This window comes from Vibrio ruber DSM 16370, from assembly GCF_900163965.1.
Classification (GTDB): Bacteria; Pseudomonadota; Gammaproteobacteria; order Enterobacterales; family Vibrionaceae; genus Vibrio; species Vibrio ruber.
Window position 1 is genome coordinate 61263 of the sequence record NZ_FULE01000025.1, and the last position, 13403, is coordinate 74665.

13 protein-coding genes are annotated in these 13403 nt (G+C 45.0%); 10 read left to right on the forward strand and 3 right to left on the reverse strand.

Annotation, left to right across the window (positions count from 1 at the left end; all coding sequences use genetic code 11):
* Position 1 precedes the first annotated feature (1 nt).
* A complete protein-coding gene (locus VR7878_RS08930) occupies positions 2-1060 on the forward strand; it encodes a 3-deoxy-7-phosphoheptulonate synthase (RefSeq protein ID WP_077335392.1) in 1059 nt (352 codons plus the stop codon).
* Between the two features lie 16 nt (positions 1061-1076).
* A complete protein-coding gene (locus VR7878_RS08935) occupies positions 1077-1559 on the forward strand; it encodes a YajQ family cyclic di-GMP-binding protein (protein ID WP_077335394.1) in 483 nt (160 codons plus the stop codon).
* A gap of 229 nt (positions 1560-1788) precedes the next feature.
* On the opposite strand, the gene VR7878_RS08940 is transcribed toward VR7878_RS08935, so the two are convergent.
* Together VR7878_RS08940 and VR7878_RS08945 are read right to left on the reverse strand one after the other, a co-directional pair.
* Positions 1789-2145 (reverse strand): YibL family ribosome-associated protein, encoded by a 357-nt coding sequence (locus VR7878_RS08940; protein WP_077335396.1) that lies wholly within the window; start codon positions 2143-2145, stop codon positions 1789-1791.
* Between the two features lie 93 nt (positions 2146-2238).
* A complete protein-coding gene (locus tag VR7878_RS08945) occupies positions 2239-3189 on the reverse strand; it encodes a precorrin-2 dehydrogenase/sirohydrochlorin ferrochelatase family protein (protein WP_077335398.1) in 951 nt (316 codons plus the stop codon).
* A gap of 472 nt (positions 3190-3661) precedes the next feature.
* Between VR7878_RS08945 and VR7878_RS08950 the strand changes: the two genes are divergently transcribed.
* The 6 genes from VR7878_RS08950 to VR7878_RS08975 all read left to right on the forward strand — a co-directional run bounded on the left by VR7878_RS08950 (position 3662) and on the right by VR7878_RS08975 (position 9271).
* The gene (locus VR7878_RS08950; protein ID WP_077335399.1) at positions 3662-4693 is read left to right on the forward strand and encodes an amino acid ABC transporter substrate-binding protein; all 1032 of its coding nucleotides are present in this window, start codon (positions 3662-3664) and stop codon (positions 4691-4693) included.
* Positions 4694-4759: 66 nt separating this feature from the next.
* Positions 4760-5971 carry an amino acid ABC transporter permease gene (locus tag VR7878_RS08955; RefSeq protein ID WP_077335401.1) on the forward strand — a complete coding sequence of 404 codons (1212 nt, stop codon included), beginning with the start codon at positions 4760-4762 and terminating at the stop codon, positions 5969-5971.
* A 1-nt stretch (position 5972) separates the two neighbouring features.
* Positions 5973-7070: an amino acid ABC transporter permease gene (locus VR7878_RS08960; RefSeq protein WP_077335403.1), complete on the forward strand. Its 1098-nt coding sequence runs from the start codon at positions 5973-5975 to the stop codon at positions 7068-7070.
* 19 nt (positions 7071-7089) lie between these two features.
* Positions 7090-7851 (forward strand): amino acid ABC transporter ATP-binding protein, encoded by a 762-nt coding sequence (locus VR7878_RS08965; RefSeq protein WP_077335405.1) that lies wholly within the window; start codon positions 7090-7092, stop codon positions 7849-7851.
* Between the two features lie 237 nt (positions 7852-8088).
* Positions 8089-8751, forward strand: coding sequence for a Bax inhibitor-1/YccA family protein (locus VR7878_RS08970; protein WP_077335407.1), 663 nt, complete (start codon positions 8089-8091; stop codon positions 8749-8751).
* 190 nt (positions 8752-8941) lie between these two features.
* Positions 8942-9271, forward strand: a complete 330-nt coding sequence (locus VR7878_RS08975) for a TusE/DsrC/DsvC family sulfur relay protein (RefSeq protein WP_077335409.1) — start codon at positions 8942-8944, stop codon at positions 9269-9271.
* A 175-nt stretch (positions 9272-9446) separates the two neighbouring features.
* On the opposite strand, the gene yccX is transcribed toward VR7878_RS08975, so the two are convergent.
* Positions 9447-9722, reverse strand: coding sequence for an acylphosphatase (gene yccX, locus VR7878_RS08980; RefSeq protein ID WP_077335411.1), 276 nt, complete (start codon positions 9720-9722; stop codon positions 9447-9449).
* Positions 9723-9947: 225 nt separating this feature from the next.
* Here yccX and VR7878_RS08985 point away from each other — a divergent pair, with 225 nt between their 5' ends.
* Together VR7878_RS08985 and VR7878_RS08990 are read left to right on the forward strand one after the other, a co-directional pair.
* Complete coding sequence (locus tag VR7878_RS08985) at positions 9948-11141, forward strand: class I SAM-dependent methyltransferase (protein WP_077335413.1); 1194 nt, start codon at positions 9948-9950, stop codon at positions 11139-11141.
* Positions 11142-11596: 455 nt separating this feature from the next.
* Positions 11597-13252 carry a methyl-accepting chemotaxis protein gene (locus tag VR7878_RS08990; protein ID WP_077335415.1) on the forward strand — a complete coding sequence of 552 codons (1656 nt, stop codon included), beginning with the start codon at positions 11597-11599 and terminating at the stop codon, positions 13250-13252.
* Positions 13253-13403 lie beyond the last annotated feature (151 nt).

Here is a 13403-nt window from a genome sequence, read left to right on the forward strand (position 1 = left end):
CATGAAAACCGATGAATTAAGAACAGAACCTTTAGGGCATATGCCAACGCCCGAACAATTGCGCACACAGTCTCCGGTCAGTGCTTCCGTTGGCCAGCACATCGCACAAAGTCGTAAAGAAATCGAAGCTATTTTACAGGGCCGGGATCACCGGCTCTTAGTCATCACCGGGCCATGTTCGATTCATGATCCAGAGGCTGCATTGGATTACGCACAACGTTTGAATACCCTGCGCCAACGCTATGCCGATAATTTATTGATTGTCATGCGGACTTATTTTGAAAAACCGAGAACGGTCGTCGGTTGGAAAGGATTAATCACTGACCCGTATCTGGATGGCCGCTATGCACTCGAAGAAGGTTTAAGTAAAGCCCGGAAGGTTTTACTGGCGATTAACCAACTCGGCTTGCCAACCGCCACTGAATTTCTGGATATGATTACCGGTCAATATATTGCCGATCTGATCTCTTGGGGAGCCATCGGCGCCAGAACGACAGAGTCTCAGATTCACCGGGAAATGGCTTCTGCGCTCTCCTGCCCCGTCGGTTTTAAAAATGCCACCAACGGTAATATCAAAGTTGCAGTTGATGCGATTAGAGCTGCGAAGGCATCCCACTATTTTTATTCACCTGACAGGCAAGGCCGCATGACCGTTTATCGAACCAGTGGCAATCCCGACGGCCATATCATTCTTCGTGGTGGAGAAAACGGCCCGAACTTTGACAGTCACTCTGTTCAACAAGCTTGTGCTCAATTAGAATCACACCACCTGTCTCCCCGGGTTGTCATTGACTTCAGCCATGCAAACTGCCAGAAACAGCATAAACGTCAGTTAAAGGTTGCTGAAGATGTTTGTCAGCAGATTCGTCGGGGCAGTGAGCAAATTGCCGGGGTTATGGCCGAAAGTTTCATTGAAGAAGGTCAGCAACCGATAGCCTCGCTTGAGCAGCTGACATACGGTATGTCGATTACTGACCCATGCCTGAGCTGGTCAGATACGGCGCTGATGCTCAGCCAATTAAACGCCGCCGTACAAGACAGAAATAACGATAAACGATAATACAAGGAGCTGGCCCATGCCTTCTTTTGATATTGTGTCAGAAATAGACACAGTTGAATTAAAAAACGCTGTTGATAATTCAAACCGTGAACTATCGACACGCTTCGATTTCAGAAATGTCGAAGCAAGCTTTGAACTCAAAGATGACATCGTCAAGCTATCGGCAGAAGGTGACTTTCAGTTAAAACAGATGCGCGATATTTTGCGGGGTAATCTGGCGAAGCGCGAAGTTGACGGTAACGCGATGGAAACACAGCAAGCCACTCAATCAGGCAAACGCTGGTATCAGGATGTTTTATTTAAACAGGGAATCGAGACGCAGTTGGCCAAAAAAATAGTTAAAAGCATCAAAGATCAGAAACTCAAAGTTCAGGTGGCGATTCAAGGGGATAAAATTCGTGTCACGGGTAAAAAACGAGATGACTTACAGAGTGTGATTACTTTTATCCGTTCAGAAGATTTTGGTCAGCCATTCCAATTCGACAACTTCAGAGACTGATCCCTGCAATGACTATCGTTGTGAATGACGGTCATTATAAATGAAGTGATTTGAACGTTCAGGGGCTCGTAATCACGAGCCCCTTTTATTCCTGCGAACATTATTTGTAAACAGTACTTGCAAACCGTATTGACAAACAGTGGTTGCCAGTCAGTATAAGCAGTCAGACAGCGTGTCCCTCAACAACGCAATCTTTGCAACACAATCTTTGCAACACAAAACACCTGAATCAAAACTTGCGAGGCGCAAACCCCGTCATCACTTCAAGATGCATCGCCTGACCTAATTTGGTCGTCGGATGGGCGATCACAAGCCCCTTCACTGATTTTTTCAGTTTACCGATATCGGCTTGCTCTTCACGGGTTATTTCCCGGAAAAAGGGTAAATCAGCTAATCTTTTACGCTCTTTATTTAAATCGTATTCCTGCTTACTTTTCAATGAGTTGATCTGTTTGTCCAACGCATCAATTTCATCCGTGAACTGGGTGATCATCTCATTATCCCCCCGAGATTTGGCTGCTTCCAGCTTATGTTTACACTTGTCCAATCGATTGTTCAATTGCTGGCTCTGCTCTTTTAAACTCATAGGAAATAACTCTCATCTGTTAGTAGTCGCGCAGTATATCACAAGCACGTTTGATTTTTATTGTTCAGCTAAATCGTGAGGATAATCATCTTTCTACTCACGGTGATAAACGCCGCTACCAAACTGACGTTCCCCGGTTACTCTCAAATCAGCCACAGCCTGAAACTCGGCTGCAGTGACCATAATACACAGGCAGCGGGTCTCATCCCGGGCTTTCACCAGCAAATCTTGTAATTGAGCCCGGCTATCAAACACGGCTCTTTCGGCATCCCGGCGGCATAAATCAAGCCCTTCCGGGGGGATATCCTGATGGTAAAGCACTTGCTCAGATTGCTGCATAAAACGCACCGCTTTCATCGGCAGTAATTCCACATCCGCATCACAAACAACCCACACCACTTCCCGGACAACCTGTTCCGGCTCAGCAAGGTAACGTTGATACATGTGCTCCAGCACCGCCGGGTCTCGCGTTTCTTTGACCATTGGATCTGCCAGAAAAGCTTCCCAGAAACGGCGACGGGCACTAACATCCGGACGTTTTGCTTTCAGATGTTCCCGTTTTTCACCACAAAACTGCGCCAGAACACGTAAATTCTGCGCCAAAATCGCTTCAATGGATTCCCGAATATTGCGCGCCAACACCGGTGAAGCGCCACCACTTGAAATGGCCACTTGGATTGCTCCGCGGTCAATCATTGCTGGCGTAATAAAATCACAATACGGTTGATCATCAACCACATTCACCAGTAATCCGAGTAATTTGGCATCCGCATAAATCTGGTGATTCAGTGAAGCATGATCTGTCGTTGCCCAAACCTGCACATAATTGCGGGTCAAAAACGCGCTGTCATAGCATTGCTGAATCCATTGAATCACATCATCCTGCCACAATGTCCGGAGTGTCGCGGAAATCTCCGGGGACAAAATAGTAACGCGTGCACCGGCTTTGACCAAAGCTTCAGTTTTTCTGCTGGCAACTTCTCCTCCTCCGACGACTAAAACGGCTTTATCGGTTAAATCCATAAACAGCGGAAAATACTGCATAACATTTGCAACCTTATATTAACATCTATAACAAATCACATGACCCAAAAAAGTGCAATGATTATCGAAACAAATGAGCAATTGGAAATTATTGATTAAATTAACACCTAACATTAGATTTAAAAACTAAATTAGTCATGAGTAAAGAAATAAAAATCTAAAAAATCATTCAATAAATATATGGACGCACAATTGCACTATGATTGAACTTGATTGCACTATTTACATTTAAGTAACAATTAGCCATGCTAAATGCAGGCTTGGTTTGCGATTATACTATCATTCTTTTTGATTATAAATTTGAGAAAAACCTAATCCCTACCTAAGCTTACAGACGATTGTTACTGAAAATGGAATAGCATTCTGGACAAATAGCGGTTTCAACCGTCAGAACCAATAAATGCAAAATGAATTACTTGTGTCAGGAATGCCTCTCACAACCGAGTGGTTCATACTGGAAGGATACAAACTCATGGCAAAAACAGTCAAAATTCTTGCTTCAATCACTGTCGCATCCGCTGCAATGATGGCGGCACAGTCTGCTTCAGCAGCAGAAAGCACCCTTGATAAAGTGCTCTCAAATGGCGTGGTAACCTGTGGTGTTAGTACAGGACTCCCCGGTTTTTCCAACCCGAATGCCAAAGGTGAATGGGAAGGCATTGATGTTGAATATTGCCGAGCATTAGCCGCAGCCGTTCTCGGTGATAAAACCAAAGTCAAATTTGTACCACTAACTGCGAAAGAACGTTTCACCGCGCTACAATCCGGTGAAATCGACGTCCTTTCCCGTAATACAACATGGACACTACAGCGCGACACAGCTTTAGGCCTTAATTTTGTTGGTGTCACTTATTACGATGGTCAAGGGTTCATGGTTAAAAAGAACCTGGGTGTGAAAAGTGCCAAAGAGCTTGATGGTGCTTCCGTATGTATTCAATCAGGGACAACAACCGAGCTAAACCTTGCGGACTACTTCCGTAAAAATGGCATGTCTTATAAACCAGTTGTTTTTGACACCTCAGCTCAAACTGCGAAAGGTTTTGATGCCGGCCGATGTGATGTACTGACATCCGATCAGTCTCAACTTTACGCACTCCGTGTCAACCTCAAAGATCCAAGTTCTGCGGTCGTACTGCCGGAAATTATTTCTAAAGAGCCATTGGGTCCGGTTGTCCGTCAAGATGACGACAAGTGGTTTAACGTTGCAAAATGGACGCTCTTTGCACTCGTCAATGCAGAAGAGTATGGCATCACATCGAAAAATGTTGATGAAATGAAAAAATCAACGGATGCCAACATTACACGTATTTTAGGCATAGACGGACCGAAAGGCTCCGGCCTCGGAATCCGCGACGACTGGGGTTATCAAATCGTCAAGCAAGTCGGAAATTATGACGAAGTATTTGAACGCTCTGTCGGTTCAGGCTCTCCACTTAACATTGCCCGTGGTGTCAACGCACTATGGAATGCGGGCGGCTTCATGTACGCTCCGCCAATCCGCTAATCATTCTATTAAAAACGGGCGGTTTAATCCGCCCTTTGTCGGAAATGGACTTGAGGTTATTGTTGTATGAAGCCTGAAAATAACGCTGTGTCCTCAACAGGTAATACTCCTGCCCCCAAAAAAGTGACACACTTATTCTACAACCCCACTTTTCGATCAGTTGTCTTTCAGATAATTGCTATCTTTGTACTGATCTTCTTTATCTACACAATTGTGAATAATGCACTGACAAATCTGGAATCTCGCGGCATTACCACCGGATTTGATTTTCTCGGTCAACAGGCTGGGTTTGGTATCAGTCAGTCTCTGATTGATTACAACGAAACAGATACGTATGGCAGAACCTTTGTTGTCGGGCTACTGAATACATTATATGTATCAATCATCGGTATCTTTTTCGCGACGGTGCTCGGGTTTATTCTCGGGATAGCCCGGCTGTCATCAAACTGGCTCGTGAGCCGCTTTGCTGCAATTTACGTCGAAACCTTTCGTAATATTCCGTTACTGCTACAAATTCTTTTCTGGTACTTCTCGGTCTTACAAGCATTACCCGGCAAAAGACAAAGTATTTCTATTGGAGATTCGGTTTTTATTAACGTCAGTGGTTTGTTTATTCCTAAGCCGATTTTTGCATCGGGAAGCGGTGTGGTATTCGCAGTATTGATTTTTGGTGTTATCGCCACGATTTGTGTGAAGATCTGGGCCAGTAACCGCCAAAAAGTGACAGGGCAACAAACACCGACCCTGCGTATTGCTCTCGGGCTGATTATCGGCCTGCCTGCTATTGCTTACTTCTGGACGGGAATGCCTATTTCAGCAGAATATCCCGTTCTGCAACGATTTAATTTTCAGGGAGGCATTGAGATTATTCCTGAATTCGTTGCCCTACTCGTTGCACTCAGTATCTATACGGCTGCATTTATTGCAGAGATTGTGCGCTCAGGTATCAACGCAGTCAGTTATGGCCAGACCGAAGCCGCCATGTCATTGGGTCTGTCTCGCCGCAGAACCCTCAAATTGATCATCATTCCTCAGGCAATGAGAATTATTATTCCACCATTAACCAGTCAATACCTCAACTTAACGAAGAACTCTTCGCTCGCGGTTGCCATTGGTTACCCTGATCTCATCAATGTCTTTGCCGGGACAACCCTAAACCAGACCGGGCAAGCGATCGAAGTGATCTCGATGACAATGGCTGTCTATCTGACGATCAGTCTGGTGACTTCATTTTTAATGAACACATATAACCGTAAAGTTGCTTTGGTGGAGAGATAAGATGAAAGTACATCAATTTCAACCGGATCTGCCGCCACCGTCAAATGCCAGCGGCCCGATTGTCTGGATGCGCAAGCATTTATTCAGCAATGTATTCAATTCGGTGCTGACGATCATCATCGCTTACTTTGCATTCACCGGACTCTACCATCTCATCGACTGGGCACTGATTAAAGCCGATTGGATCGGAGAAAGCCGGGAAGCTTGTTCAAAGCAAGGGGCATGTTGGGTTTTAATTTACGTCCGCTTCAATCAGTTTATGTTTGGGTTTTATCCGGAAAGTGAACTATGGCGACCACAACTTTTCTATGCCACTTTGGCGGTTTTAGTTGTCCTGCTGGCTTATCCGAAGACCCCGAAACGTGGTTGGTTAGCCCTGTTTACATTAACGGCTTATCCACTATTGATGACCGGGTTGCTCCATGGTGAATGGTTTGGTTTACCAGTCGTTGAAACCTATAAATGGGGCGGCCTGCTGGTCACGCTTGTACTGGCTTTAGTCGGGATCGTCGCATCTTTGCCGATTGGAGTGTTACTTGCTCTAGGACGACGCTCCCATATGCCGGTCATCCGTAGTTTCTGTACCGTTTATATCGAAGTATGGCGTGGTGTCCCCCTGATCACCGTTTTGTTTATGGCCTCCGTCATGCTACCGCTATTTATGTCTGCCGGTGCAGAAAGTGATAAATTAGTCCGGGCTCTGATCGGTGTGATGTTATTCAGTGCCGCTTATATTGCCGAAGTGATCCGAGGCGGTTTACAAGCCATCCCTAAAGGACAGTATGAGGCAGCAGACTCGCTCGGGCTCAGTTACCCCAAAAAGATGGGATTAATCATTTTGCCGCAGGCGCTGAAAATTACCATCCCTTCAATTGTTAATACCTTCATCGATCTATTTAAAGATACCAGTCTGGTACTCATCATCGGGATGTTTGATGTGCTTGGTATCGGTCAGGCAGCAAATACTGATCCCAATTGGCTTGGTTTTTCCACCGAAAGTTATGCATTTGTTGCGTTAGTGTTCTGGGTATTTTGTTTTGGCATGTCGAGATATTCGATCTGGCTGGAAAACAAACTACATACGGGTCACAAACGATAAAAATTTCAAGGAACGTATTATGACGCTACAAAATACTCAAGATAAAGAAACCGTGATCCAAATTAAGGACATGAACAAATGGTATGGTGAGTTTCATGTATTAAAGAACATCAATCTGAATGTGACCAAAGGTGAACGAATCGTCATCTGTGGCCCTTCAGGCTCTGGTAAATCAACCATGATTCGCTGCATTAACCGGCTCGAAGAACATCAGAAAGGTCAGATCGTTGTTGCGGGTCATGAACTCACCGAAGATTTAAAAGATATCGAAGCCGTCCGTCGTCAGGTCGGTATGTGCTTTCAGCATTTTAATCTTTTCCCACACTTGACCGTGCTGGAAAACTGTACGCTGGCACCAATCTGGGTAAAGAAAATGCCCAAAGAAGAAGCAGAAGCCCTGGCGATGAAATACTTAGAGCGCGTTAAAATCCCCAGTCAGGCCAAGAAATATCCGGGTCAATTGTCCGGGGGACAACAACAACGAGTGGCGATTGCCCGCTCACTGTGTATGAATCCTCATATTATGCTGTTTGATGAACCGACCTCCGCGTTGGATCCGGAAATGGTTCGTGAAGTATTGGATGTCATGGTTGAACTGGCCGAAGAAGGCATGACCATGCTGTGTGTCACACACGAGATGGGATTTGCCAAAGAAGTGGCAGACCGAGTTATCTTTATGGATGCCGGTGAAATTATTGAAGAGAATAATCCGCAAGAGTTCTTTGCTAATCCACAGTCGGATCGCACTCAAAACTTCCTTGCGCAAATTCTGCAACATTAATACTCAAAAACTACTTTGATTGAGAAGGCACATGATGTGCCTTCTTTTCATTACCGGACACCGGCAAAGTTAACGCTTGTTTCTCATCAGAAAAATTGTGTTACAACTTCGTCACGGTATTGCAGTTCACTTTTGACTAAGATAAGGTCATAGTCATCATGAAGGGTTGAAGATACGAACTTTTACCCCCATATTCAGTCTTAAGTAGTAATAGACAACCACTATACGAGGAAGCGTATGAACCGTCCTATGTATTCACGCACATCGACTTTAGATAGTGCACTTCAAACAAACAAAGTGTTAAGAAACACCTATGCGCTATTAGGGATGACACTGTTGTGGTCTGCTGTCGTCGCTGGCGTATCCATGGCGATGAACCTGCCGTCTCCGGGGTTGATCATCATGTTGGTCGGCTTCTATGGTTTGCTGTTCCTGACTGAGAAAAACCGTGATAACAGTATGGGGTTAGTTTTCACCTTCCTGTTTACTGGTTTCCTCGGTTATACGTTAGGACCGATCCTAAACGCATATATCAGTGCCGGTCTCGGCGATGTGGTATTAACAGCGCTCGGTGGTACAGCCCTGACCTTTATGGCGGCTTCTGCTTATGCCCTAACCACCAAACGTGACCTCTCATTCCTGTCCGGAATGCTGTTGGCCGGTTTTGCCGTACTGCTCGTTGGGTTTATTGCAAATATCTTCCTGCAACTCCCTGCGCTTTATCTGGCAATGAGCGGCCTGTTCGTGCTGTTCTCAACCGGTGCGATTTTGCTGACTACACAGCAAATTGTCCGCGGTGGTGAGACGAACTATATTTCGGCAACAATCACGCTGTATGTTTCAATCTATAACCTGTTCATCAGCCTGCTGAGTATTCTGGGCTTCATGAACGACGATTAATTGTTCTGAAACAGGCGTTCTGAAATAAAATCAGCGAACTGCCATGTTTTGAACGACACAGCAGCGCAAAAAAAGCCCAGATTCTGGGCTTTTTTTATATTTTCACACATCTTTTCGATAACAGTGATTGTGCCATTCCCGGCACTCCGCTACCCTTACCGCGTTCTAATTGATGAGGCAACACCGAGCTATGTTCGAATATAACGGTCAAATAATTGAAACCGACAGCGAAGGTTATTTACTTGATCACACCCAGTGGCAAGAAGGAATGATCCCACTATTGGCTGAAGCAGAAGGTATTGAATTAACTGAAGCACATATGGAAGTCATTCATTTTGTCAGAGCATTCTACGAAGAATACAACACCTCTCCTGCCATCCGCATGTTGGTCAAGGCCATGGAAAAAGCCCATGGTCCGGAAAAAGGCAACAGCAAGTATCTCTTTAAGCTGTTTCGTAAAGGCCCGGCTAAACAGGCAACCAAACTGGCCGGACTCCCCAAACCAGCAAAATGCCTGTGACACCATCACGATCTCAGGTCGGTGAACATTAAATTAGATGTAACCGACACATTCAAATGACATCGAACCGGTTGAGGTACAGCCTGTTTACGGTTAAACACATTATCGCCTATCGCGCTATCCGTTGAAACAAAGCCCCCTCAACCACGACATTACCCATGAATGAAATTGCCCATTAATGGATTGAAAAGCCCCGAAATGACTTTTCACTGTGAAAATCGGTCCGTTCAACTGCTTCTACACGCGCAGCCGGAGAACCTTGCTGGAGCCAGTGATAAAATAATTCCAGTTTATCCGCTTCACCACAGGCAACCACCTCAACATCACCATTATGTAAATTTTTCGCATAACCGGTCAGCCCTAATTTCAAAGCCTGATGCGAGGTGTAATAACGAAAACCAACCCCTTGGACAACACCTTTCACGGTAAAGATTTCTCGTTTTTGTGACATTTTCAGCTCCTCCTCTTTCGCATCAGAAAACTCATCGAGCCATGAGATTCGCTATAGGGACAGTATATCTGAATTTCTATCAAATGTGATGGATACCCCGCTCACTGTGAACAATAATTCACCACATTCAAAAACACTTGCAACCCAAAGGCTAATCCCTTCAAGCAATTGCTTTTCCCCCTCACATCACCGACAATATCGTTTTTCAAGCTACAGAATACATCTATGACAGCCGCTATCTATCTCGCCAAAGGGCGTGACAAATCCCTCCTCCGCCGCCATCCTTGGATTTTTTCCCGCGCAATTCATCACGTTCAAGGTGAGCCAGTTTCAGGCCAGACTGTGGATGTCTATAGCCACGACGGACAGTGGCTGGCGAAGGCCGGTTTTTCGCCGCAATCGCAAATTCGCGCCCGGGTCTGGAGTTTCGAGCCGACTGATATTGATACCGACTTTTTCATCCGGCGTATCCGTCAGGCACAACAGCTTAGAGAACCCGTCATTCATCAGGGTCAATTAACCGGCTATCGGCTGATCGCCGCTGAATCTGATGGCTTACCGGGAATTACGATAGACAGATATGGCGATTATCTGGTTTGTCAGGTGTTAAGTGCAGCCGCTGAGTTGTTAAAACCCTTGCTGGTCGAAGCGCTTAAAACTTGTTTCCCGGAATGCCATATTTATGAGCGTTCAGACGTTGCCATGCGCAAAAAAGAAGGGTTACCAGAACAAGTCGGTGTATTACATGGTAGCGCACCGACCGCACCGGTTATCATTGAAGAAAATGGTATAAAAATCAGCGTTGATATCATCAATGGCCATAAGACTGGCTTTTATCTGGATCAACGGGACAGTCGTTTGCACGCCATGAAATATGTTCAGGATAAAGAAGTGCTGAATTGCTTCTCTTATACTGGCGGGTTTGGTCTCTACGCACTAAAAGGTGGGGCGAAACGGGTAATCAACGCCGATGTATCCCAACCGGCACTAGATACCGCCAAGGCCAATGCCCAATTGAATGAGTTCGATCTCTCTAAAAAGCGCGCAGTCTTTCTAAACGCAGATGTCTTCAAATTATTACGCGAATACCGTGATCAAGGTACTCAATTTGATGTCGTTATTATGGATCCGCCAAAGTTTGCCGAATCAAAAGCACAGTTGAACGGTGCTTGCCGAGGATATAAAGATATTAATATGCTGGCAATGCAGATTCTCAGACCGGGCGGGACGTTACTCACCTACTCCTGCTCCGGTCTTATGGATCAGATGTTATTTCAGAAAATTATTGCTGATGCCGCACTGGATGCCGGGCGAAGTGTTAAGTTTGTCGAACGTTTTAGTCAGGCCGCAGATCATCCCATCGACTCGGCCTATCCGGAGGGCTTCTACCTCAAAGGTTTAGCCTGTAAAGTTCTGTAACAATAGCTCTCGATGAATGGGTGTGCAGTGCGCCCATTCTTTCCCCGATTCCCCTCACTACTCACACCGTTTTCAATTACAAAAAAACAGACGATAACTCTTATAACAAGTCGCTCACAAAGCAAAAAAATGAGAGCTCACTCCATATTCTGCAACATGAATGTAAATAAAAAGAAAGATTCTGGTATTGACTAACTCATGTTTATAACCTAATTAAAAATATGAGGGAAGATTTTTAGACATCGTCAGTAGTTTTTTAATTTTCGTTAATTAAACAACTAATTAGATAAATGATGGACTGTATAATAAATTATATAAAAGCCAGCCATATAGATAACTACCGGAAATCGGCATATCCAGGATTGATATTTTGTGAAAAATGTTGAGTCAAACGGGAATCACGCGTTCAGGATATCGATTTTCAACCACTTGATATCACTTAGTAGGAAATGAGAATGTTTCAGAATCGCCTCACCTTAAAATTACGACTGGTCATTGCTGTGGCAATTCCTTGTCTTGCTCTGATTCTGGTTGGTATCAATAGCCTCCATAAGATGGCCAATATTCAACATCAATCCGAGCAGCTTTATGTCAATACCGCAGAGCCTTTGCGAGCAATGGCTGAGGCCGCGTCGCGAATTCCGAGAATGCGGGTCGGTATCGATATGATGTTGATGCAAGATACTTCCCTCAAAGATAAAAAAGGGATTCAGACTCGCGTAAAAGAGGCATATAAAGAAGATATTCCCGAAATGCGTCAAGCAATGCAACTTGCGGTGGATACACAGGTTGATCCAGATATGAAGCGAGATGCCCTCAAGCTGCAAAAAGACTATGAAGAGATGATCTCTCAGGCAATTACACCATTGCTGGAAGCTCTGAGTAAAAACGATCTGGAAGGTGCCAGAGAAATCTACAAAGCACGCTATGCCGGATACTATAACGTCACACGTAAAGCATCGAACAAATTACTGGATACCCTACTGGAGCAAGCCCGAAAGCACAATCAAATCAGTATTGATACATACAACCAAGCTCAAATCGTGATGATAATTACCATTGCTCTCGGTTTGCTTGCTTCCATCGTTGTCTCTACATGGATCGTCATTCAGCTCAGAAAACGAGTAAGCTCTCTGAGAAACTCCATTACTTATGCCGCCAATAATCTCGCACTACATACACGAATCACACTCACCGGTCAGGATGAAATCAGTCAAATTGCCGAAAGCTTCAACCGCTTTATCGAGAAAGTCCACAGCTCAATACAGGACGTTTCCAATAATGCCAGAGAACTAGCCGAAACCGCGCAGAATGTAGCCAAACAATCCAACCTCACTCACAACAACTGTACTCGTCAGAGTGAACGGATTATTCAGGTCGCCACCGCAATTACTGAAATGGGCAGCACCGTGAGTGAAATTGCTTCAAATGCGGCAAACGCTGCTGAAACAGCCCATCAGGCAACTCAACAGACATCTGAAAGTAATCAAATTGTGATGCGAACACAGCAAGAGATTGAAGCACTGACAGAAACGTTGAATCAGTCAAGTGATGTCGTCCAGTCACTCAGTCATCAGGTTGATGACATCAGTACCATACTGGATACGATTCGCGGGATCTCGGAACAGACGAACTTGCTGGCGCTTAACGCTGCAATTGAGGCTGCCAGAGCGGGTGAACAAGGGCGTGGTTTTGCTGTCGTGGCTGATGAAGTCCGTAATCTTGCCACGCGCTCAGCCGCATCGACTGATGAAATCCAAGAAGTTATCGAAAAATTACGTCATGAGTCATCTCGCGCAGTCTCCGCCATGCAACTCGGTAAAGATAAAAGCCAGCTGGTAGTCGGCCATGCAACAGCCACCAGTAATTCATTACAGGAGATCAGCCACCATATCCATCAATTAAATGATCAAAACACCCAAAATGCCGCAGCAACTGAAGAACAATCATCGGTCGTGGCTGAGTTGGGCGAGAATATCGAAGACATTAGTATGCTGACGGATGAAACAACCAGACTGTCTGAGCAACTGACAGACGCCAGTACTCATCTGCACAATGTGTCCCAGCAATTGGATGATTTGGTGAAATATTTTGATCTAGGCAAGCAATAACAGTTTTATATCCCACTCACTTAACATGAAGCGCATTTTGTATTCAGTCATAAAAACCAATACGAAATGCGCTTCATCACAGCACCATACAACAGTATGTATGCGCCAGTGATGATTAAAAATATCTCCCCCAGATAAAAAACTTCGGTAG